The following is a 20489-nucleotide window of genomic DNA, read 5'->3' as shown; positions in this document are numbered from 1 at the left end:
AACGCCCGGTCCCATTCCGAACCCGGAAGCTAAGACCCACAGCGCCGATGGTACTGCACCCGGGAGGGTGTGGGAGAGTAGGTCACCGCCGGACACTATTTATGGCTCAGGCCCCGACGTCGAACGTCGGGGCCTGACCCTTTTAACACAGGGTTTTCTTGACCCACCTTCTATTAACACGGCCCTGCCAAATCTCAGGGCCCCCACCCTCTCTCACTTCCTGCAGGTTTTCCGGGACGCTCCGTCACATCCTGCAGGTTTGTCCCAAACGCGTCCTCACCCTTTGCAGGTTCCCTCGAACGCGTCCTCACGTCCCGCTGACTTTCCGGAGTCAGCCGCAGGTGGTGTGGACGCGTTCGGTTGAACTGATGGAGCGTCCGGGTTCGGGGCCGGTAGAGTTGGTAGCCATGGAAAATCTCTTCAGCCACGCAGCCGGCAGCGATGTGCCTCAGCCCATCGGGAGCCTGGACCCCGTCATTTGCACTGCGGTGGTCCCCGGTCCGGTGTCCCGGGCGTTTATGGGCTTCACCGACCACACGCACCTCTGGTGGCCCATGGAGACCAACAGCGTCTATGGGCCCGGCTCCTACGTGGAGTTCGAGGAGAACCTCATTCTGGAGAGCTCAGACGACGGCCGCAGCACCATCTGGGGAACCATTGATGACTGGCAGCCTCCGCTGTCCTTCCACGCGTCGTGGTACCCCGGCAGCACCGCACTGTGGTCCACCGAGCTGCGTGTCGTGTTCCGTGGCGTCGAGGAAGGCACGGAGATACGGATCGTCCATGACGGCTGGGAAGGTGCCGAGGACCCCGCCGGTACCCGCGCAGCCTGGGAAAAAGACTGGCCGGAGGTGCTGAACCGGTACGTGCGGTTCATGGGCGGCGCATCAGACTAGAGCAGCTCTAGGACGGAGGTACCGCGGTGCTCCGCCGGATGACAAACCGCGTTGGGTATTCGGCCTGCACAACGGTCCGGTCCGTGCCGGCGTCGAACCCCTCGAGCAGCAGGCGCACAGCCAGCGCCCCCTGCCCGCGCGGATCCTGGTCGATTGTGGTCAGGCCGAACAGTTCGCCCAGTTCGTGCCCGTCGAGGCCGACGACCGATAGGTCTTCGGGAATCCGGAGCCCGAAGTCCCGGGCCGCCAGTATCGTTCCGAAGGCCATTTCGTCCGAGGCTGCAAAGACTGCTGTAGGCCGTTCCAAGGCTCCGCCGAGAAGGTCCCGCGCCACGGCATAGGCACCTTCGACGGTGAAGTCCGCCCGAACTACACATGAAGGCCGCAAGGGAAGCCGCGCGGCTGTCATTGCCGCCTCATATCCGGCACGGCGGGTGCTCGGGATCTTGAAGTCCGGGTCATTTAGCGAGTCGCCCGTCATGTGCGCAATACGGGTATGGCCCAGCCTGAGGAGGTGATGAACGGCGGACTCTGCCAGGCCGTGGTCGTCTATTCGGATGGTGGAAGCTCCGGGCAGCGGTCCGCCGATGCCCACGAGCGGACGGTCGATGGCCAGCATCTGGCTGATCTCTTCCTCGGTCAGCGGCAGCGCCACCGCGATGACCGCGTCCACGCGTTTCCGCAGCAGGAAATCCTGGAGGACGCTGCGCCGCCGGACCGCCCCCTCCGTGATGTTGTAGAGGGTCAGGTCATAGCCGGCGTCGAGGAGGGCGGCCGAAACGCCTTCCAGCACCGAGGAGAAATACCAGCGGCGGACAGTGGGGACCAGGACACCGATGTTGCGGGTCCGGCCGGAGGCAAGGCTGGACGCCTGATAGGAGGGCACGAAGCCAAGCTCGACGGCGGCCGTCTTGGCACGCTCGCGGCTCGCCGGCGATACGTTGCCCCTGCCGCTCAAGGCGCGCGAAACGGTGGCTATGGAAAGTCCTGCCCGTTCCGCAACGTCCTTGATTCCGGCCATGGCTTAGCTTTCCGCGGCCTCCGGCGAGATCCGCAGCCAGACGGTTTCCCCGGAGCCCAGGGAAGGGCGCTGGTCATCCGCGCTGCCGCCCGAGGGGGACGAACTGCGGAGCACAACGTCGCCGGCGGGCAGTTCCAGCGGATCCGAACCGACGTTCATGACCACCAGAATGTCGCCGTTGAGGAACGCCAGCGATGACCCGGTACACCATTCCTCCGCCCACGCGAGGGAGCCCCGCCCGAGGTCCAGTTCGCGGCGGACCGTGAGCATGCGGCGGTACAGGTTCAAGTGCGACGACGGGTCCCCGGCCTGGGCGTCGCGGGCCAGTTTCGCGAAACTCTCCGGCTGGGGGAGCCAGGGCGCGTCGCCGTCGCCGAAGCCGCTGTGGCGTTCGGACGCCTTCCACGGCAGGGGGACACGGCAGCCGTCGCGGCCCAGCCGGGCGCCGCCGGTCCGGGCGAACGTGGGGTCCTGCCGCTGGTGGTCGGGGATATCGATGCCGTCAGGCAGCCCCAGTTCCTCGCCCTGGTACAGATAGGCTCCGCCGGGGAGCCCCAGCATGAACAGGGATGCCGCCCCGGCCCGGGTCCTGCCCAGCTCCTCGTCCGGTTGGGGGTCGCAGGGACCGATGCCATCGCCATCCCGTGGCCCGGACCAGTCATACCCAAAGCGTGTGGCGTGCCGGACGACGTCGTGGTTGGACAGCACCCAGGTGCTGGGCGCCCCTACTGCGTCCAAGGACGTCAGGGACTCGGTGACGATGTGGCGGAGGCGGGGAAGGTCCAGTCCTGCATGGAGGTAGGGGAAGTTGAAGGCCTGGTGCATTTCGTCGGGCCGGACCCAGTGGGCCAGCCGCGGCAGGGGGTCCACGTTGGCCTCTGCACAGAGAATGCGGTCGGGACCGTACTCCTCCAGAATTTGGCGCCACCTGCGGTAGATGTCGTGCAGGGCAGGCTGACCGAACATCGGGGCGTCTTGCCCGGGGAAACCGTCGGAGCTGCTCCCGTCGGCGCGTCCGCCCCAGGCGGGCAGGCCCGGGGCCTTAACCAGGGCATGGGCCACGTCCACGCGGAAGCCGGAGACGCCGCGGTCCAGCCAGAAGCGCAGGATACGTTCAAACTCATCATGCACGGCCTGGTTGTCCCAGTTGAAGTCCGGCTGCGATGCATCGAAGAGATGAAGGTACCACTGTCCCGGAGTACCGTCGGACTCGGTGACGCGGGTCCAGGCAGAGCCGCCGAAGTGCGATCCCCAGTTGTTGGGTGGTTCGTTGCCCTCGGCGCCCTGGCCGTCGCGGAAGATGAACATGTCCCGTTCCGGGCTGCCCGGGCCGGCAGCCAGCGCCGCCTGGAAATCGCGGTGCTGGTCGGAACAGTGATTCGGGACCAGGTCCACGATGACGCGCAGACCCAGACGGTTGGCCTCCGCCACCATGCCGTCGAAGTCCCCAAGCGTGCCGAAGATCGGGTCGACGTCGCAGTAGTCGCTGACGTCGTATCCGGCGTCGCGCTGCGGCGAGCGGTAGAAGGGGGAGAGCCAGACGGCGTCCACGCCGAGTTCGGCAAGCTGCGGCATCTCGGCGGTGACCCCCGCGAGGTCACCGATTCCGTCGCCGTTCATGTCCCGGAACGAACGCGGGTACACCTGGTAAATGACGGCGGACCGCCACCAGCCGTGCGCGTTGTCGGGGGCATGGACGGGCGTCAGCGCGCCGGCCAGCGGCGACGCCGAGTGCAGAAACGAGTCAACAGACATTGGGCAATCCTAAAGGCGGGTTGCCCTTAATGAAAGCGTTTACACGAGCATACGGCTTGACAGTTCAGGTCAATCCCGCGGGATCAGCCGTCACCGCCCTAACCAACTTGGAAACGCTTCCAACACTGCTGCGGGCCAGTAACCGGCGTGAGAACCACCACCGGCGGAGTGTGGCACAGGGGCGGCATCTAGACTGAAGCAAAGTGAACGAACGGGAGACCCATGGGCAGCATCGCCGACGAACTGACATCCATCCTGGGGCCGGGGAAAGTCCTCCGGGACGAGGCCGCACTCGCCGTATACGCCGTGGACCAGGCGCCCGTTGTGGACTACCGGCTGCCCGCTGCCGTGGTGCTCGCGGAGTCCGTGGACGACGTCCAGGCCACCGTCAAAGCCTGCGCGGCCCGGAACGTTCCGCTGGTTCCGCGGGGCGCCGGGACCGGCGTCTCGGGCGGCGCCCACGCCAGTGAGGGCTGCGTCATCCTTGGCCTGGAACGGATGAACCGCATTCTGGAGCTCAACGCGGACGACGAGACCGCCGTCGTGGAACCCGGCGTTATCAACGCCGACCTGAATGACGCCGCCGCGGTGCACGGGCTCATGTTCGCTCCGGACCCGGCAAGCTTCCGGATGTCCACCATCGGTGGCAACGTGGCCACCAACGCCGGCGGCCTGCGGTGCGCCAAGTACGGCGTGACCCGGGACTCCGTGCTGGCCCTGGACGTGGTCCTCGCGGACGGATCGCTGCTGCACACCGGGCATCAGACCTTCAAAGGCGTGGCCGGCTACGACCTGACCGGGCTGTTCGTGGGTTCGGAGGGCACGCTCGGCATCGTGGTCGGCGCGACCGTCCGGCTGAAGTACCTGCCCCGCGAGGTCCACACCATCGCCGCGTTCTACCCCGGCTTCCGGCAGGCGGCCGCCGGTGTGCTCGCCGTCGGCAAGGCCCGCGTGCAGCCGGCCATCATGGAACTGCTCGACGGCGGGTCGCTGGCCCAGCTGGATGAGATTCACGGCTCGAATCTCGCAGCGCGGGGCGCCTCGCTGCTCCTCGTCCAAACGGATGGCTTCGGCGCGGCTGCGGAAGCCGACGTGGTGCGGGAGGTCCTGGCAGCAGGCGGTGCGGTGGTCACAACCGAGGCCAGTACGGAAGCCGAGCAGCTGGTGGAGCTTCGCCGCAACAGCAGGGGCGTGGAGGTGGACGACCAGTACCGCGTGGGCGAGGACGTTGCCGTGCCGCGCTCCCGGCTGGTGGACTACGTGGCCGCCCTCGAAGCGCTGGCCGAGGTCCACGACGTGAAACTGAAGGTCGTGGCCCACGCCGGCGACGGGAACCTGCACCCCACGTTCTGGATCGACCGCGTGAACGACGAGGTGGACGCCGGCGCGATGCGCCGCCTGAACACGGCGCTGGACGCCTCCATCGTGGCGGCGCTGGAGATGGGCGGAACCATTACGGGCGAACACGGCGTGGGGCAGTACAAGCTGCGCTGGCTGGGCCTGGAACAGCCCGAACCGCTACGGGAACTGCAGCGCCGGATCAAGGACGTCTTCGATCCTGCCGGCATCCTGAATCCCGGCAAGGCGATCTAAAGCAAGACGCGAGCCAGGGCAGGGCGGTCCTTGGCGGGGCCAAAGCCCCGCCAAGGAGGCTCAGTCGTCGGCGTCGGGGTACTCGTCCTCGGTCTCGTCGGCCCCGTAGCGCGATTCCTCGGTCTCCACGGCGAGGATCTTCAGCATCTCCGTGTCCGGGTTCAGCATGATGGCGGCCTCGTCGCGGCGGTGGCGCAGGATGGAGTCGATGTAGGACTGGACGGCCTCGGCCAGGGGGATGTGCCGTTCCTGCTTTTCGGACATGTACCAGCGGTGCTCCAGCACCTCGTGCACGGCTTCGGCGGGTTCGAGCTTTCCGGAGAGGTCGCGGGGGATGGAACGGACGATCGGTTCGAAGATCTGGCTGACCCACAGGTGGGCGCTGTACTCCTCGTCCATACCCGGGTTGTTGTCGGCCCGGAAGGTATCCATGTCGTTGAGCAGGCGCCGGGCCTGGTTCTCCTGGGCGTCGAGTCCCGTCAGGCGCAGTAGGCGGCGCATGTGGTGGCCGGCGTCGACCACCTTCGGCTGCAGCTGGATGGTGGAGCCGTTCTGGGTGGTCTTGATCGCGTACTCTTCGACGTCGAAGCCGAGCTCGTTGAGCCGGCGGATGCGGGCGCCGACGCGCCAGCGTTCACCCAGTTCGAAGGATTCCTTGGCGGTCAGCTCCGTCCACAGGCGGCTGTAGCTTTCCATGATGAGTTCGCTGGTGGCGACGGGGTCCACCTTTTCCTCGATCAGGCCGCCGTCGAGGAGGTCCATGAGCTCGCCGGCGATGTTGACGCGGGCGATCTCCAGGTCGTACTCGCGCTGGCCGGTGGACAGGTCCGGATAAAGTTCCCCGGTTTCGGCATCCACCAGGTAGGCGGCGAAGGCGCCGGCATCGCGGCGGAACAGGGTGTTGGAGAGCGAGACGTCGCCCCAGTAGAAGCCGATGAGGTGCAGCCGGACCAGTAGCAGCGCCTGGGCGTCGATGAGGCGGGTGAGCGTGTCCTTGCGCAGCATCTGCGAGAAGAGCGCGCGGTACGGCATGGAAAACTTCAGGTGCCGGGTCACGAGAACCGGGTTCAGGGGGCGGCCGTCGGGGGTGGTGCGGCCGGTGATGACGGCGACAGGTTCCACACAGGGCACGTCCAGGCGCGCCAGCTTGCGAAGCATGTGGTACTCGTGGCGGGCCACGTGCTCGGACGTTTCCTTGATGGCGATGACGGAGCCGCCCAGGTGGGCAAACCGCACGATGTGCCGGGAGATACCGCGGGGGAGCGCGGCCAGGTTTTCCGCCGGCCAGTCCTCGAGTGCGATGTGCCAAGGCAGGTCGAGGAGCTCGGGGTCCGCTGCTGCCGCCGTGATATTGAGGTTGCTGGCGACCGAGGCAGCTTTGTCGTCATTGGCGCTGGCTGCTTCGAACCGCGGCAGCTTGCCGATCTGCCCGTAGTCGGTGGGTTCGTCGTGCCACTGCGCGCTGTGTTCCTCGGTCATGGGTCAATTCTTCCGTATTTTGCAGGGGGTGCCTAAAAGGGGACAGCGGTTAAAGCCCGACGGCGGCCCTCCGGTTGGGGAAGGCCGCCGCGGTTATTGCGGTGCTAACTTAGGCCCACACCGGCAGGGTTCCCTGGCCGAAGCGGAGCGAGGTTAGGGTGCCGGCGGGGATTAGTCGCCCAGGCGCTCGCCGGTCTTGGTGTCGAACAGGTGCACGTGGCCGGACTGCGGGCGGACCCAGATGGACTCGCCCTTCATCGGGGGACGGCGGCCGTCGACGCGGGCCACGATGTCGTGAGTCTTGCCGTCCAGGGTGGTGTGGCCGTAGACATAAGCGTCTGCGCCGAGTTCTTCGACAACGTCGACCTCGACCTGGATCCCTTCGCCCTGGGCCGCGGTCTCGAGGTCTTCGGGGCGGCTGCCCAGCGTGACCGTCTGGCCGTGTGCCTCTTCGAGGATGTTGCGCGGCACGGGGTAAACGGTGCCGCCGAACTGGACGCCGCCGTCGACCACGGGAAGTTCCAGCAGGTTCATGGCGGGGGAGCCGATGAAGCCGGCCACGAAGACGTTCTTGGGGCGGTCGTACAGGTTGCGCGGGGTGTCCACCTGCATCAGCAGGCCGTCCTTGAGCACGGCAACGCGGTCGCCCATGGTCATGGCCTCGACCTGGTCGTGGGTCACGTAAACGGTGGTGACGCCCAGGCGGCGGGTGAGGGAAGCGATCTGGGTGCGGGTCTGAACACGGAGCTTGGCGTCCAGGTTGGAGAGCGGCTCGTCCATGAGGAAGACCTGCGGGTTACGCACGATGGCGCGGCCCATGGCAACGCGCTGGCGCTGACCGCCGGAGAGTGCCTTCGGCTTGCGGTCAAGGTACTGCTCGAGGTCCAGGAGCTTTGCGGCTTCACGGACGCGCTCGGCGCGCTCTTCCTTGCTCACGCCGGCGATCTTAAGGGCGAAGCCCATGTTGTCCGCCACGGTCATGTGCGGGTACAGCGCGTAGTTCTGGAAAACCATCGCGATGTCGCGGTCCTTCGGCGGAACGTCGGTGACATCGCGGTCGCCGATGAGGATCCGGCCGGCGTTGACGTCCTCGAGGCCCGCGAGCATGCGCAGGGAAGTGGACTTACCGCAGCCGGAGGGTCCAACGAGGACCAGGAACTCGCCGTCGGCGATTTCGATGTTGAGCTTGTCAACAGCGGGCTTTTCAGTGCCCGGGTACAGACGCGTAGCGTTGTCAAAAGTAACTGTTGCCACAGTTATCAATCCCTTCACCGGCAGGTACGTGCCGGACGATCCGTAGTGAATGGTTCATGTAATTCAGTTGTGCCTACATGATGACTCCCCGGCCGAGGCCGAGGAGCATCCAGTGACGCCGCACGGTTCCTGTGCGCCACATCACAAAGAAGAGTATGTCAGATTTATCGGGAATCGAACAAAATGTTACGGACGTCACATATGAGATGCCCCACAGGGGTGCACGAGGCGTCGCGCGTCAGGATCCGGACGAGACGGCCTTCCGGCGTTCGCGCAGCAGCGCCTCGAGGAGTTCGGCGATGTGCACCGGCGCCTCCACCCGGAACTGCGCCTGGGTGAAGTCGAGTCCCACCTTCACCCCGACGTCATCCGGCCCGAGGCGGCCCAGTGCGTCCTCGTCGGTGGTGTCGTCGCCGGCAAAGAGCACGCCGGTGGCTCCGGTGGCCTGGCGCAGGAAGTCCACGCCCTCACCCTTGGATGCGTGCACCACGGACGTTTCCAGGACGCGCTTGCCGTTCTTGAGATAGACGCCGGGCCGGTCCTGGAGTGCGGCACGGGCCGCGGCGACGGCGTCCTCGGCAACGTCGTCCGCCGCCAGCCGGGTGTGCAGCACGACGCCGGCGGGCTTTTCCTCGAGGACGGTGCCGGGGGCCAGTTCCGCGATCTCCGTCAGGATGCCCCGCACTTCCTCAAGGAGTGAGAGCTGCTCCGGGTCGAGGGTCAGCGGTGCCGAGCCCGGACCCAGCCACGCCTCGGCGCCGTGGCTGCCGATCAGCAAAGTCTCCTCCGGCGGGGAGGCGACCGCCCGCAGACTGTCCAGCGCCCGCCCCGAGATGAGCGCCGTCGTCGTACGCGGCAGCGCGGTCAGCTCGGCGAAGGCGGCCGCCGAGCGGGGGAGCGGGCGCGCGTCCCCGGCGTGGTCCACGATGGGGGAGATGGTGCCGTCGAAGTCCATGGCCACCAGGAGGTGGTCAGTGCCGGCGATACGGCGCACCGCCTCGAGCAGTTCGGGGGCCAGGGTCAGTTGGGTGCTGCCGGTGTGGTCTGCCTCAGGAGTCATCGCGGATTACCTTCTCGTTGAGGGCGTTCAGGAAGTCTGCCGACCAGTGGTCAACGTCGTGGTCCAGGATCTGCTTGCGCATGGCGCGCATGCGGCGGGCGGCTTCCTTGGGGGCCATCCTGACGGCCCGCATCACGGCGTCCTTGAGGCCGTCGATGTCGTGCGGGTTCATGAGCAGCGCCTGCTTGAGCTGGTCCGCGGCGCCGGCGAATTCGCTGAGCACCAGGGCGCCGTCGTTGTTGGTGCGGGCCGTGACGTACTCCTTGGCCACGAGGTTCATGCCGTCACGGAGCGCGGTGACCAGCATGACGTCCGCAGCGAGGTAGAGCGCCACCATTTCCTCCACCGGGTAGCTGTGGTGAAGGTAGCGGACCGCCGTGTTCTCGATGGTGTCGTAGGTGCCGTTGATGTGGCCCACCGTGCCTTCGACCTCTTCACGCAGGAGCCGGTACTGCTCCACGCGCTCGCGGCTGGGGCTGGCAACCTGGATCAGCGTCGCGTCACCCACCTTGAGCTTGCCCTCGTTCAGAAGCTCCTCGTAGGCCTTGAGGCGGTGGCCGATGCCCTTGGTGTAGTCCAGCCGGTCCACGCCGAGCAGGATGGTCTTGGGGTTGCCGAGGTCCTGCCGGATCTGCCGCGCGCGTTCGATGATCTCGGGCTTCTGCGCCAGTTCGGTGATGTGCTGGACGTCGATTGAGATGGGGAAGGCCTGTGCGCGGGCGATGTGGGTGAGATCGCCGTCGGCGTCCTTGACGTGCACCTGCTGCTGTTTGACGCTGGCGCCGAGGAAGCGCCGGGCGGACCGCATGAAGTTGCCGGCGTCGCTGCTGCGCTGGAAGCCCACCAGGTCGGCGCCGAGCAGCCCGTCGATGATGGCCTGGCGCCAAGGGAGCTGGGCGAAGATCTCCGGCGGCGGGAAGGGGATGTGGTTAAAGAACCCGATCTTCAGGTCCGGCCGCGCCTGCCGCAGCATCCGCGGCACCAGCTGAAGCTGGTAGTCCTGCACCCAGACGATTGCGCCCTCGTCGGCAGTACGTACGACGGCGTCGGCGAACCTTCTGTTCACCGTGCGGTAGGCGTCCCACCAGGTTCGGTGGAACTCCGGCGGGGCGATGACATCGTGGTACAGGGGCCAAAGCGTCGCGTTGGAGAAGCCTTCGTAATACAGCTCCACGTCATCGCTGCTGAGCTGGACCGGGACGAGGTCCATGCCGCCGTGGCTGAACGGCTCGACGGTCTCATCGGCGGCGCCGTGCCAGCCCACCCAGGCGCCGTCGGTCCTGGTCATCATGGGGGCGAGGGCGGTGACCAGGCCGCCGGGGGAACGGCGCCAGCCAGAGCCGTCATCGCCGGGCTCGCCGGGAGCGCAGCGGTCCACGGGCAGGCGGTTGGAGACCACCATGAAGTCGTACTTGGTGGCGTCCTTGCTGGGGTCTGCCGTGGCGTCCGAGCTGCCGCCGGGCACAGCCGGGCTTTCCGTTTTTGCGTCGGATTTGTCGCTTACGGCTCCGTGCATGGGGGCTCCCTAAGGTTGCTTGTGACTTCCATCAACCCTATCGGGCTGGAATCTTACGGGCCATTCGTCCGTTGGTCAGGCTGAAACGAATACTTGAAAGCGCAAGCTCCAGGGTTCTCCCCTAAACTGGGGGAGTTGCCCCTGGTGGCCCGCACTTGTCCATACGACACGAGGAACTAATGAGCCCCGCAAACGAACCCCGCAAGTCCAAAGCAGAACGCACGGCTGAGGCCCGCGAGAAGGCCCGAGAAATCCGGGAGGCGCAGCTTAAAAAGGACAAGCGGAACAAACTGCTCATTGGCTGGGGCATCGTCGTCGCCGTCGTGGCCATCCTCGCCGTCGTTGCTCTTGTGGTGACCACCGGCCTGAAGAACAACGCCCCGGTGGCGGACCAGGGCCCCACCCCGGCCAATGGCAACGTCCACGGCGGCATCACGCTGCTGAAGGGTTCCGAGGTGGCAAAGTCCGCCCCCGCCAGCGTGAATGTCGCTGACATTCCGTCGCCGGCGGCGTCGGCCCCGGCCACCGTTAAGGCGCCGGGGGCGGAAGCCGAAAAGGGCAAGCCGGTGAAGGTGGTCCTTTACATCGACTTCATCTGCCCCGTCTGCAAGAACTTCGAGGCGACGTACAATGACACCCTCACGAAGTTGCGTGACGAAGGCAAGATCACGGTGGAGTACCGGGCGCTGGGCTTCCTGGACAGCCGCTCCACGACCAACTATTCCTCGCGTGCTGCCAACGCAGCCGCCTGCGTGGTGAACGAATCGCCGGAGAAGTACGCCGACTTCGTGAATGCGCTCTTCGACAAGCAGCCGGCCGAAGGCAGCGCCGGGCTCTCCGACGATGAACTGAAGAAGTTGGCCACGGACGTCGGCGCCAAGAGCATCGACTCCTGCGTGGAGAACAAGACCTACCGTCCGTGGGTCAAGTACACCACCCAGGAAGCCGCGGCCATCGGCGTGACCGGTACGCCGACAGTCCTCGTGGACGGCAAGCAGTGGGGCAAGGGCGACAGCGCCCAGACCGAGTTCCCGGCCTTCCTGGACGCCGCCATCAAGGCCAAGGCCTAAGCGTTCACTCTTGCAGTGGCCCGGCTCCCGGATTTTCTCCCGGGCCGGGCCACTGTTTTGCTTTACTGGTTGTCGATTGGTTGCCGGGAGCCCGTTTTTACGGGCGGGCGGTCCTTGGGCTAACCTTATCTAGCGCCATAGCGGCGCACGCCCTGACGGGCACGCCTCCTTAGCTCAGTTGGCCAGAGCACCGCTCTTGTAAAGCGGGGGTCGTCGGTTCGAATCCGACAGGGGGCTCTTTCTTCTTTGGCCTGCGGTGCTGGTTCGATGCGGCAAGCTCAGTTCTAGCCAGCCGCTGCCGGTGCCAACGCATCGAGGATCAACTCCAGCCCGTAGGCGAATTCGTTGCCATAGTCGTAGCCGGGCTGCATGACGACCTGCGTGGCGATCTCGACCATGTGCGGGTACTCCCCGGTCGCGAACCGTTCCATGATGGGACCGGCCACCTCCGCCATCGGCTTATGGCCGGCTATGGGCAGCGCGGCTTCCTGGAGGGCGAACCCGTAGATGTAGCTGTCCAGCAGCGAGTAGGCCCGGGCGGTCTGTTGCGCGGTAAAGCCCGCGGCACGCAGGGTCCCGAGAGTTGCCTCGTGGTGCCTGAGGGTCGCCGGGCCGGGAGCTTTGCGGGATTCGAGCAGCCCGACCGCCCATGGATGCCGGCGCAGCACTTCACGCGCCGAATGGGCCCGTCGGCGCATCTGGTCTTTCCACTCACCTCCAGCCTCCGGTGTTTCAATTTCCGTGAAGACGAGGTCCACGAGGCCGTCAAGGATCTGGTCCTTGTTGGCCACGTAGTAGTACAGAGTCATCGGCTTGGTACCCATCTTCTGGGCGAGGGAACGTATCGACAGGGCCGCGATTCCGTCCCGGTCCGCCAACTCCAGAGCCTTCTGCAGTACCTTCTCCCGGCTAAGCCCCGGCCGGTCCCCGCTGCCTGCCGCCGCGTCCTTCATCATTCTGCCCCTCCCGACTCTTCCACTTCCGTACACTGTACGATACTCTTCTCGTACAGCGTACGAAAACACCTGCAAGGACCGAAAGGAACGTTATGCAAACGGAGGAGCGATCTCGACGGCAGGACAACCGCGCCATGGACAACATGCGCGCCGTTGTTCGGGACACCTACGGCGGGCCGGACGTACTGCGCCTGGAGCGCGTGCCCCGTCCTGTTGTCAAAGGCGGGGACGTCCTCGTCCGGGTGAGGGCGGCCGGCGTCGACCGCGGGGTCTGGCACATGATGACCGGCCTGCCTTACTTGGGCCGTCTCGCGTTCGGCATCCGGAAACCGAAGGACCGGGTTCTGGGCATGGATCTCGCGGGAACCGTGGAAGCGGTGGGGCCCGGCGTCACTCGGTTTGCCGTCGGGGACGCGGTGTACGGCAGCGGCAATGGTTCCTACGCGGAATATGCCATTTCGCACGAGACCAAGCTGGCCGCGAAGCCCCAGTCACTCTCCTTCGAGCAGGCCGCGGCGGTGCCGGTCTCCGGGGTCACTGCACTCCTGGGCCTGCGCGCCGGGAAGATCGGGGCGGGGCAGGAGGTTCTGGTCACCGGTGCGTCCGGCGGCGTGGGCAGTTACGCGGTCCAGCTGGCCAAAGCCTACGGGGCGCAGGTCACTGGGGTCTGCAGTACCCGCAAAGTCGAGTTTGTCCGCACCCTTGGCGCGGACCGCGTCATCGACTACACCCGTGACGACTTCGCAGCCACTGGCCCTTACGACCTCATCCTCGACATCGCGGGAAATCCGCCGGTCTCCCGCCTGCGCCGCGCCCTAACACCTACAGGTACGGCCGTTATCACCGGCGGTGAGGGCGGCGGGAAACTGACCGGAGGCCTGCACCGCCAGCTCGGCGCCCTGGCGCTGTCACCCTTCATCGGTCAACGGCTGACCATGTTCCTCGGCCTGGTCCGTGCCGCCGAACTTCAGGAGCTCGGCCCGCTCATCGAGGCCGGCAAAATAGCTCCGGCCCTCGACCGGACCTTCACGCTGGCTGAAGCCAAGGACGCGCTCCGCTTCCTGGAAGACGGCCGGGTGTCCGGCAAAGTGGTACTCACCATCTGACGGCCGCAAACCGGAGTCAAGGTAAGGCGGCACCGTGCGCACGGGCACAGCGGCATCCTCTATGCAGGCACCCCCGCGCCGGAGGAGTTTTTGTCCACGTATCACGACTTCCGGGCGCTTTAGAGGCCATTATCTGCACAAAAACTCGGGACGGAACTAAGGGAAGTACGACGTCGGCCGGTCACCTTGGGAGGTGACCGGCCGGCGTCGTTCTGGTGAGGTCAGCCGACATGCCCTGATGGGGCCTCCCGTCCGCCCTCCGTAGCACTTTTGCGCGCCCGCATAAACCGTTGACAAGGCCGGAAGGTGGCTGTTTAGCTTGCCGCCAGAAGACACCGACGTCGAAGGAGTGATACGTGACCTCCGCTTTGCAGGCCGGACGTGACATCCGCCCCCTTTCCGAGTCCGACGCCGAAGTCTATGTGGCCTCCGTGTGCTTTAAGACCGGACCGCCGGGTGCTGCCGGAGTGGAGGTCGAACGGCTGGTCCACGACGTCGCTGATCCACAGGCCCCGGTTACGGTTGCGCGTGTGCGTGAGGCCATGGCGGCCTCGGCGGGTACGCTGCCCGGCGGGGGAGTGATCTCCTTCGAGCCCGGCGGCCAGTTGGAAGTGAGCTCTGCCTGCGCCTCCGGTCTTCCCGCTCTCGTCGCCGCGACCCGGAAAGACCTCGCAGCAGTAGAGACCCGGCTTTCGGACGCCGGCCTGTTCTGTGGTCCGCTCGCTTTGGATGCTGGACGCCCGGCTGTGCGGTCATTGGAGCACCCGCGCTACGCCTCCATGGAGCGGCACTTCGACGGCTTCGGTCCCGCCGGACGAACCATGATGTGCTCCACCGCCTCACTTCAGATTTCCTTGGAAGCCGGATTCGACAGTCCTGCAACCACCGGCGCGGCGCAACGCTGGGCACGACTGCACAATCTCCTGCCGGTACTCATCGCCATGTTTGCCAATTCGCCCTTCCTTCATGGCATCCCCAATGGGTGGCACAGCAACCGTCAGCGCACGTGGCTGGGCATTGACCCGACCCGGACCGCAACCGTCCCCCGTTCGGAGGATCCCCGGCGGGCGTGGGCGCACTACGCACTCGACGCGCTGGTCCTCTGCATCACGTCACAGGGGCGCTGCTGGGATCCGCCGCAAGGGCTGACGATGCGGGACTGGTTGCACGGGAACGGCCCCAGACCCGCAACGCTGGGCGATCTGCAATACCACCTCACAACTCTTTTTCCGCCTGTCCGTCCACGCGGATTTCTGGAACTCCGGGTGATCGATGCCCAAGCCGGCCATGACTGGGAGCCCGTCACGGCGATAGTCACCGCGCTTATGGACGACGAACACGCTGCCGACCTCGCTGCAGATGCCTGCGCACCCCTTACGTCGCTGCCCGACCCGATGAGGACTGCCGCCCGCGAAGGGCTGAGCAATGCTGCTCTCGCCCTGGCCGCCCGGTTTTGCGCCGAGGCTGCGCTCGATGCACTGCCCCGCCTGGGGGCGGACGCCACCACCCGGAGCCGGGCCGAGGATTTTATCGAGCGCAATACCGCGCGGGGCCGGTGCCCAGCCCAGGAGCGGCTGGACCTGTGGCACCGAACCGGCAGCTGGTTTGCCCACCCGGAGCCGAGGGAGGCTTTCACCGATGCCAAATGACCTTTCCGGGGCCCCTGCCGACCCCGAGGCCCTCAGGACGTTCATCGCCGAAGGGCTGGAACGTGCCCGTAACCGCACCCATGCACTGACCGACTGCGACGACGAAGATCTTCTCAGGCAGCACTCGCCGCTGATGTCACCGCTGGTGTGGGACCTGGCGCATGTGGGCAGCCAGGAGGAAATCTGGCTGGTACGCGATGTGGGCAAGATGGAGCCCCTGCGCTGCGATATCGACCAGATGTACGACGCGTTTCAGCATTCCCGCAGCAGCCGGCCCTCGCTGCCGCTGCTCTCACCGGCGGAGTCCCGCAGGTACATCTCCCAGGTCCGTGACAAGGCGCTCGACATCCTGGACCGGACGCCGTTGGAGGGCGCGCCTCTTGTGCACCGGGGCTTCGCGTTCGGAATGATCATCCAGCACGAACAGCAGCACGACGAAACAATGCTTGCCACGCACCAGCTCCGGGCCGGCGCGCCGGTGCTCCACGCCCAGCCCCTGGCGGCCGGCATCCGGCCCTCGGACCTGCATGCTTTGGCCAAGGAAGTGCTGGTCCCCTCCGGGGAGTTCACCATGGGGACATCGGTGGAACCCTGGGCGCTGGATAATGAACGCCCGGCACACACCGTGGAGGTGCCAGGCTACTGGATTGATACAGTTCCGGTGACCAATGGCGCTTACCAGCACTTTATTGAGGACGGTGGCTACCGGAACCCCCGCTGGTGGAGCCCGGAAGGCTGGACGCATTGCATTGAAGCCGGCTTGGCGGCTCCCAAGTACTGGGAACGCGACGGCGACGGGTGGTGCCGGACCAGGTTCGGCGTCGTGGAACGCGTTCCCGACGATGAGCCGGTGCAGCACGTGAGCTGGTACGAAGCGGACGCGTACGCGCGCTGGGCCGGGCGCAGGCTCCCGACCGAAGCAGAATGGGAAAAAGCAGCCCGCTACGATCCCCGGTCAGGCCGATCCCGGCGCTACCCCTGGGGCGACGAGGATCCTTCACCCCATCACGCCAACCTTGGCGGGGCAGCGCTCCGCCCGGCCCCGGCCGGGTCCTTTCCCGCGGGAGCCTCGCCGCTGGGGGTACGGCAGCTCATTGGCGACGTCTGGGAATGGGTTTCCAGCGACTTCCGCCCCTATCCCGGATTCAACGCCTTTCCGTATCCGGAATACAGCGAGGTGTTCTTCGGGCCCGACTACAAGGTGCTCCGGGGCGGGTCCTGGGCAGTGGATCCTGCCGCCTGCAGGGGCACCTTCCGGAACTGGGACTACCCGATCCGCCGGCAGATCTTCACCGGATTCCGCACGGCGCGCGACGCGTCACCGGCGGAGGATTGCTAGCCATGTGCCGCCATCTCGCGTACATCGGGACGCCGGTGCCGCTGGCCGAGCTGCTGCTCGTCCCCGACCACGGGCTTCTGGCGCAGTCGTGGGCGCCGCGTCGCCAGCGGTACGGGACAGTCAACGCCGACGGTTTTGGCGTCGGATGGTACGCCCCGGGCGATCCCGTGCCCGCCCGCTACCGCCGTTCCGTCCCGATCTGGGCGGACAGGTCCTTTGCCGACGTCGCCCGGGTCACCTCCAGCCCGGCGGTGCTGGCAGCGGTGCGGTCGGCAACGCCGGGGATGCCACCGGACGAGTCAGCGGCTGCGCCGTATGCCCATGGACCCTGGCTCTTCAGCCACAACGGCCGGGTGGAGGACTGGCCGCATGCGCTGGAGGAACTGGCTGCTTCACTCCCGCCCGCACGCCTGCTGGCCCTTGAAGCGCAGGTCGATTCAGCCTTGCTCTGGGCCCTCGTGCAGGAGCGGCTTGCCGCGGGCGCCGACGCCGGCGAGGCGCTGATACAGGTGGTCAATGCTGTCTCATCAGTCGCTGGCGGCAGATTCAACTTTCTGCTCACCGACGGAACTGCCATCGCGGCTACAGCCGCCGGTGACAGCCTCTTCTGGCGGACCGGCCCCGGGGGCGTGGTCGTCGCCAGCGAGCCTTCCGATGAGAGCCCAGGGTGGCAGGAGGTCCCGGACAATTCCCTCCTGACCGCCACCCCCGGCCACGTCGAAGTTCGTCCCATTCCGACTCTCACGAAGGAACACGCAGCAACATGAGCCTCTCCGCCGACCGCAGCGACATCGTCCACCACCTGCCCCCGGACCACCTGGAGCGAACCCTGCGCGCCGATGTGTGTGCCGGTCTCGGCTCATCACCCAAAACGCTGCCGCCCAAGTGGTTCTATGACAAACTCGGCAGCGCATTGTTCGAGCGCATCACGGACCTTCCGGAGTACTATCCGACCCGGGCCGAACGTGAAGTGCTGGAGCTCTTCGCCGCTGAGATGGCGGCCGCGAGCCCGGCGGAAACGCTGATCGAGCTCGGCTCCGGATCGTCCAGGAAAACCCCGCTGCTGCTGGATGCGCTGCGGAAGGCGGGACCTCTTCGCCGCTACGTCGCGGTGGACGTCAGCGACAGTGCACTGCTGGATGCGCGCAACGAGCTGGCGCCCGCCTTCCCCGACCTTCGGCTGGAGGCAGTGGCAGCGGACTTCGAGACCCAGCTGCACGTGCTCCCGCGCAACGGGCGCCGCATGGTGGCGTTTCTGGGCGGCACCATCGGCAACTTTGAGCCGGCGGCCAGGGCGCGCTTTCTCGTGGCGATCCGTGAGCTGCTCGGCGCAGAGGGCGGTTCGCTGCTTCTTGGTACGGACCTGGTGAAGTCACCGCACATCCTTGTTCCGGCATACGCCGACGCCGAGGGGGTCACCGCCGAGTTCAACCGGAATGTGCTCCGCGTCCTCAATGCCCAGCTGGGTGCCGATTTCGAGGTGATGGCGTTTGATCATGTCGCCGTCTGGATGCCCGAGGAGGAGTGGATTGAAATGCGGCTGCGGGCGACGAAACCGATGCTCGTGCGCCTGCCGGGTGTGGGCCTGCACGTCAGGTTCGACGAAGGCGAGGAACTCCGCACCGAGATTTCGGCGAAGTTCCGGCTCGAGGGAGTGGCCCGCGAGCTCGAATCGGCCGGTTTCTCCATCGCAGGGCAATGGACCGACAGCCAGAACCGCTACGCCATGACGCTCGCGGAAGCCGTCTAGGCTGTCCCGCTGCGCACACCATGGGGCGGAACGGGCCCGCTCACCGGGGGAGGAGGCCCGCCAGCCGCAGGATCTCGTCCTCGGTGTTGTAGTAGTGCACTGAGGCGCGCACCACCGCTTCCGCCACGTGCGGTTTCCCGCTGAGGATGGAGTGGACCTCACCTGAGGGCCGCGGAGCCACCGAGACATTGATGCGGTGGTCCGCCAACCGGGCCCTGATGTTCGCCGCCGCGTTTCCCTTCACGGAAAACGCCACGATGCCGCACCGGGTGATGCCGTGGTCGTGGACAGTGACCGCCGGAACCGCCGCCAGCTCCGTCCGCAGTTGCTCCGCCAGCGAGCCCACGCGTTCCTGCACAGCGTCCAGGCCCAGGTCCAGGGCATAATCGATGGCCCGGCCCAGACCCAGCCTTCCGGCGATGCTGGCCTCCCAACTCTCAAAACGCCGGGCATCGCTGCGAATTTCAAGCCCCTCGGCCCCGGAGGAATAGGCAGACAGCCCGTCCAGGGCGAGCGGCTCAAGCCGCCCCAGAAGCGAGGCACGCACATACAGGAACGCGGTGCCGCGCGGCCCGCGGAGGAACTTCCGCCCGGTTCCGGCCAGCACATCACACCCCAGAGAATCGACGTCCAGCGGCATCTGGCCCACGGACTGGCACGCGTCGAGCACAAACAGCACCCCGGCAGCACGGCAGCGCCGGCCCACCTCCGCCGCCGGATTGACCAGGCCGTCCGCCATGGGCACATGCGTCAAAGCGACCATGGCCACGTTTCCCCGCTCGAGCTCCCGCTGAAGGTGTTGCACATCGACCTGTCCGTACGGATCGTCGTCGAGAACAACAATCTGCAGGTCATTCCGGTGTGCAAGTTGCCGCAACGCCATGGCGTTGCCTGCATACTCCGAGCGGCCTATCAGCACCCGTGAGCCGGGGACAAAGGGAAAGCTGTGCATCGCCACAGCCCACGCCCGGCTGCCGCTCTCGCCTAGGGCGATCTCGTCCGGCCGCGCCCCGATCAGCCGCGCCACGGACGAATACACCTCGTGCAGCCGGTCAGCCGCCTCCTCCGCCGCTTCGTAACCGCCGATTTCCTCCTCACGACGCAAATGCGCCACCACGGTCTCCGCCACGGGGCGGGGAACGAGCGAGCTTCCCGCGTTGTTCAGGTGGGCCACGTTGAGGACCCCGCGCGTCTGCTCGCGGACTGCGCGCACATCAATGGACATGAGTCACATCCTGCCCCAAGCGGTGGAGTTTTTGTCCACGTATCGCGAGTTCCGGGCGGTTTGGAGGCCATTATCTGGACAAAAACTCTGGAGAGGCAAGGGAAGCACGACGCCGGCCGGTCACCTTTATGAGGTGATGGCCGCCGTCGTACTGGTGAGGTTGGCCGGACGTTCCGCGGTGGCGTTACAACCGCGGCTGAGCAGCCAGGGGTTGATTTTTTTGGGGCGGTGTCATCGTGCGGGCCGCCGGCATCCCAGACGACGACGCCCCCTAGTCCGAGTCGATCTCCTCCAGCAGGTCCTTGGCTGCCTTGCGGATGTCGTCATGATCGTGCTGCGCCGCCCGGCTCTCCAGCGAAATAATGGCGCAGCGGTGGACCATCTTAAGGTCCCCGAAAGGAAAGCTCACGCTGCCTTTGGTGCCCTCGGATTTCTCGCTGTCAATGCCGAGGTGCCACGTCGCGAACTCCTCGAACCCGTGTTTGTCGATGAAGGAATTCTCGTCGTCCGCCGAAGGAGCGTGTTCGCTCCAGTCATCACGGACGTCCCGCTGCACCTTCCCCTTCTTAATGAGGCTGCGTGCGTGTTCCAGTGCCTTGCGGTTCAGTTTCGTAGCCATGTGCCCTCCGCTGTTCGGTGGTCAGATCCAGGATGGTCAGATGCAGGAACAGCTCAAGGCTAGGACCGACGGCGGCGCCCCGCCAGTCCGCGCGTTGACTCGTAAATAACCTCCGCGAAGGGGGATACGTTGCCTCATTAATAATCCTCCGCTTGGGTTGGCGGTTGCCGGGGTGGGCGGATCGAGGCTACGCCGGGTGGA

17 protein-coding genes, 1 tRNA gene and 1 rRNA gene are annotated in these 20489 nt (G+C 66.3%); 10 read left to right on the top strand and 9 right to left on the bottom strand.

The features are described 5' to 3' along the window. Together rrf and ACFTSA_RS23940 are read left to right on the top strand one after the other, a co-directional pair. Window positions 1-94, top strand: a 5S ribosomal RNA gene (gene rrf / locus ACFTSA_RS23945); the annotation flags it as partial. A gap of 313 nt (window positions 95-407) precedes the next feature. Further along, window positions 408-896, top strand: coding sequence for a hypothetical protein (locus ACFTSA_RS23940; protein WP_377954553.1), 489 nt, complete (start codon window positions 408-410; stop codon window positions 894-896). Between the two features lie 7 nt (window positions 897-903). Here ACFTSA_RS23940 and ACFTSA_RS23935 read toward each other — a convergent pair whose 3' ends face one another. Together ACFTSA_RS23935 and ACFTSA_RS23930 are read right to left on the bottom strand one after the other, a co-directional pair. Next, window positions 904-1917 (bottom strand): LacI family DNA-binding transcriptional regulator, encoded by a 1014-nt coding sequence (locus tag ACFTSA_RS23935; RefSeq protein WP_377954551.1) that lies wholly within the window; start codon window positions 1915-1917, stop codon window positions 904-906. Window positions 1918-1920: 3 nt separating this feature from the next. Next, a complete protein-coding gene (locus ACFTSA_RS23930) occupies window positions 1921-3672 on the bottom strand; it encodes a glycoside hydrolase family 13 protein (RefSeq protein WP_377954549.1) in 1752 nt (583 codons plus the stop codon). Between the two features lie 222 nt (window positions 3673-3894). Here ACFTSA_RS23930 and ACFTSA_RS23925 point away from each other — a divergent pair, with 222 nt between their 5' ends. Continuing rightward, a complete protein-coding gene (locus ACFTSA_RS23925; RefSeq protein WP_377954547.1) occupies window positions 3895-5265 on the top strand; it encodes an FAD-binding oxidoreductase in 1371 nt (456 codons plus the stop codon). A gap of 60 nt (window positions 5266-5325) precedes the next feature. Here the strand turns inward: ACFTSA_RS23925 and ACFTSA_RS23920 are convergent, their stop codons facing one another. From ACFTSA_RS23920 to otsA, 4 genes are all read right to left on the bottom strand, one after another. Further along, complete coding sequence (locus tag ACFTSA_RS23920) at window positions 5326-6744, bottom strand: DUF4032 domain-containing protein (protein WP_377954545.1); 1419 nt, start codon at window positions 6742-6744, stop codon at window positions 5326-5328. A gap of 171 nt (window positions 6745-6915) precedes the next feature. Beyond that, window positions 6916-7998 carry an ABC transporter ATP-binding protein gene (locus tag ACFTSA_RS23915; RefSeq protein WP_102973130.1) on the bottom strand — a complete coding sequence of 361 codons (1083 nt, stop codon included), beginning with the start codon at window positions 7996-7998 and terminating at the stop codon, window positions 6916-6918. Between the two features lie 238 nt (window positions 7999-8236). Continuing rightward, the gene (gene otsB, locus ACFTSA_RS23910) at window positions 8237-9058 is read right to left on the bottom strand and encodes a trehalose-phosphatase (protein WP_377954543.1); all 822 of its coding nucleotides are present in this window, start codon (window positions 9056-9058) and stop codon (window positions 8237-8239) included. Beyond that, complete coding sequence (gene otsA / locus ACFTSA_RS23905) at window positions 9048-10460, bottom strand: alpha,alpha-trehalose-phosphate synthase (UDP-forming) (protein WP_377954555.1); 1413 nt, start codon at window positions 10458-10460, stop codon at window positions 9048-9050. The genes otsB and otsA overlap by 11 nt, the downstream gene beginning before the upstream one ends. A gap of 293 nt (window positions 10461-10753) precedes the next feature. Between otsA and ACFTSA_RS23900 the strand changes: the two genes are divergently transcribed. Both ACFTSA_RS23900 and ACFTSA_RS23895 read left to right on the top strand, forming a co-directional pair. Beyond that, complete coding sequence (locus ACFTSA_RS23900) at window positions 10754-11644, top strand: DsbA family protein (RefSeq protein WP_377954541.1); 891 nt, start codon at window positions 10754-10756, stop codon at window positions 11642-11644. Window positions 11645-11807: 163 nt separating this feature from the next. Continuing rightward, window positions 11808-11881, top strand: a tRNA-Thr gene (locus tag ACFTSA_RS23895). Window positions 11882-11928: 47 nt separating this feature from the next. Here the strand turns inward: ACFTSA_RS23895 and ACFTSA_RS23890 are convergent. Then, on the bottom strand, window positions 11929-12600 hold the full coding sequence (locus tag ACFTSA_RS23890) for a TetR/AcrR family transcriptional regulator (RefSeq protein ID WP_377954539.1): 672 nt from the start codon (window positions 12598-12600) through the stop codon (window positions 11929-11931). 92 nt (window positions 12601-12692) lie between these two features. On the opposite strand from ACFTSA_RS23890, the gene ACFTSA_RS23885 reads away from it, so the two are divergent. The 5 genes from ACFTSA_RS23885 to egtD all read left to right on the top strand — a co-directional run bounded on the left by ACFTSA_RS23885 (window position 12693) and on the right by egtD (window position 18444). Beyond that, window positions 12693-13706 carry an NAD(P)-dependent alcohol dehydrogenase gene (locus ACFTSA_RS23885; protein WP_377954537.1) on the top strand — a complete coding sequence of 338 codons (1014 nt, stop codon included), beginning with the start codon at window positions 12693-12695 and terminating at the stop codon, window positions 13704-13706. A 356-nt stretch (window positions 13707-14062) separates the two neighbouring features. Next, a complete protein-coding gene (locus ACFTSA_RS23880; RefSeq protein ID WP_377954536.1) occupies window positions 14063-15355 on the top strand; it encodes a glutamate-cysteine ligase family protein in 1293 nt (430 codons plus the stop codon). Beyond that, window positions 15345-16694, top strand: coding sequence for an ergothioneine biosynthesis protein EgtB (gene egtB / locus ACFTSA_RS23875; protein WP_377954534.1), 1350 nt, complete (start codon window positions 15345-15347; stop codon window positions 16692-16694). Before ACFTSA_RS23880 ends, egtB begins: the two co-directional genes overlap by 11 nt. 2 nt (window positions 16695-16696) lie before the next feature. After that, entirely contained in the window at window positions 16697-17461 is a 765-nt protein-coding gene (gene egtC / locus ACFTSA_RS23870) for an ergothioneine biosynthesis protein EgtC (RefSeq protein WP_377954532.1), read from the top strand. Continuing rightward, complete coding sequence (gene egtD / locus ACFTSA_RS23865; protein ID WP_377954530.1) at window positions 17458-18444, top strand: L-histidine N(alpha)-methyltransferase; 987 nt, start codon at window positions 17458-17460, stop codon at window positions 18442-18444. Before egtC ends, egtD begins: the two co-directional genes overlap by 4 nt. Before the next feature lie 40 nt (window positions 18445-18484). On the opposite strand, the gene ACFTSA_RS23860 is transcribed toward egtD, so the two are convergent. Together ACFTSA_RS23860 and ACFTSA_RS23855 are read right to left on the bottom strand one after the other, a co-directional pair. Beyond that, window positions 18485-19669 (bottom strand): aminotransferase class V-fold PLP-dependent enzyme, encoded by a 1185-nt coding sequence (locus ACFTSA_RS23860; RefSeq protein ID WP_377954529.1) that lies wholly within the window; start codon window positions 19667-19669, stop codon window positions 18485-18487. Window positions 19670-19940: 271 nt separating this feature from the next. Next, the gene (locus ACFTSA_RS23855; protein ID WP_377954527.1) at window positions 19941-20288 is read right to left on the bottom strand and encodes a hypothetical protein; all 348 of its coding nucleotides are present in this window, start codon (window positions 20286-20288) and stop codon (window positions 19941-19943) included. Between the last annotated feature and the right edge of the window lie 201 nt (window positions 20289-20489).

Source organism: Arthrobacter sp. NPDC057013 (assembly GCF_042674585.1).
Classification (GTDB): domain Bacteria; phylum Actinomycetota; class Actinomycetes; order Actinomycetales; family Micrococcaceae; genus Arthrobacter.
The sequence above is the reverse complement of the archived record's forward strand: the minus strand, read 5'-3'. Positions and strand labels throughout refer to the sequence as shown.

Excerpts from the sequence above, each read along its gene's own strand:
- ACFTSA_RS23900 (WP_377954541.1), top strand. The coding sequence starts at position 10,754 with ATGAGCCCCGCAAACGAACCCCGCAAGTCCAAAGCAGAACGCACGGCT.
- ACFTSA_RS23860 (WP_377954529.1), bottom strand. The coding sequence starts at position 19,669 with ATGTCCATTGATGTGCGCGCAGTCCGCGAGCAGACGCGCGGGGTCCTC.
- otsA (WP_377954555.1), bottom strand. The coding sequence starts at position 10,460 with ATGGTGGTCTCCAACCGCCTGCCCGTGGACCGCTGCGCTCCCGGCGAG.
- ACFTSA_RS23925 (WP_377954547.1), top strand. The coding sequence starts at position 3,895 with ATGGGCAGCATCGCCGACGAACTGACATCCATCCTGGGGCCGGGGAAA.
- ACFTSA_RS23890 (WP_377954539.1), bottom strand. The coding sequence starts at position 12,600 with ATGATGAAGGACGCGGCGGCAGGCAGCGGGGACCGGCCGGGGCTTAGC.
- ACFTSA_RS23920 (WP_377954545.1), bottom strand. The coding sequence starts at position 6,744 with ATGACCGAGGAACACAGCGCGCAGTGGCACGACGAACCCACCGACTAC.
- egtD (WP_377954530.1), top strand. The coding sequence starts at position 17,458 with ATGAGCCTCTCCGCCGACCGCAGCGACATCGTCCACCACCTGCCCCCG.
- ACFTSA_RS23940 (WP_377954553.1), top strand. The coding sequence starts at position 408 with ATGGAAAATCTCTTCAGCCACGCAGCCGGCAGCGATGTGCCTCAGCCC.
- ACFTSA_RS23930 (WP_377954549.1), bottom strand. The coding sequence starts at position 3,672 with ATGTCTGTTGACTCGTTTCTGCACTCGGCGTCGCCGCTGGCCGGCGCG.
- ACFTSA_RS23855 (WP_377954527.1), bottom strand. The coding sequence starts at position 20,288 with ATGGCTACGAAACTGAACCGCAAGGCACTGGAACACGCACGCAGCCTC.
- ACFTSA_RS23885 (WP_377954537.1), top strand. The coding sequence starts at position 12,693 with ATGCAAACGGAGGAGCGATCTCGACGGCAGGACAACCGCGCCATGGAC.
- egtC (WP_377954532.1), top strand. The coding sequence starts at position 16,697 with ATGTGCCGCCATCTCGCGTACATCGGGACGCCGGTGCCGCTGGCCGAG.
- ACFTSA_RS23935 (WP_377954551.1), bottom strand. The coding sequence starts at position 1,917 with ATGGCCGGAATCAAGGACGTTGCGGAACGGGCAGGACTTTCCATAGCC.
- egtB (WP_377954534.1), top strand. The coding sequence starts at position 15,345 with ATGCCAAATGACCTTTCCGGGGCCCCTGCCGACCCCGAGGCCCTCAGG.
- otsB (WP_377954543.1), bottom strand. The coding sequence starts at position 9,058 with ATGACTCCTGAGGCAGACCACACCGGCAGCACCCAACTGACCCTGGCC.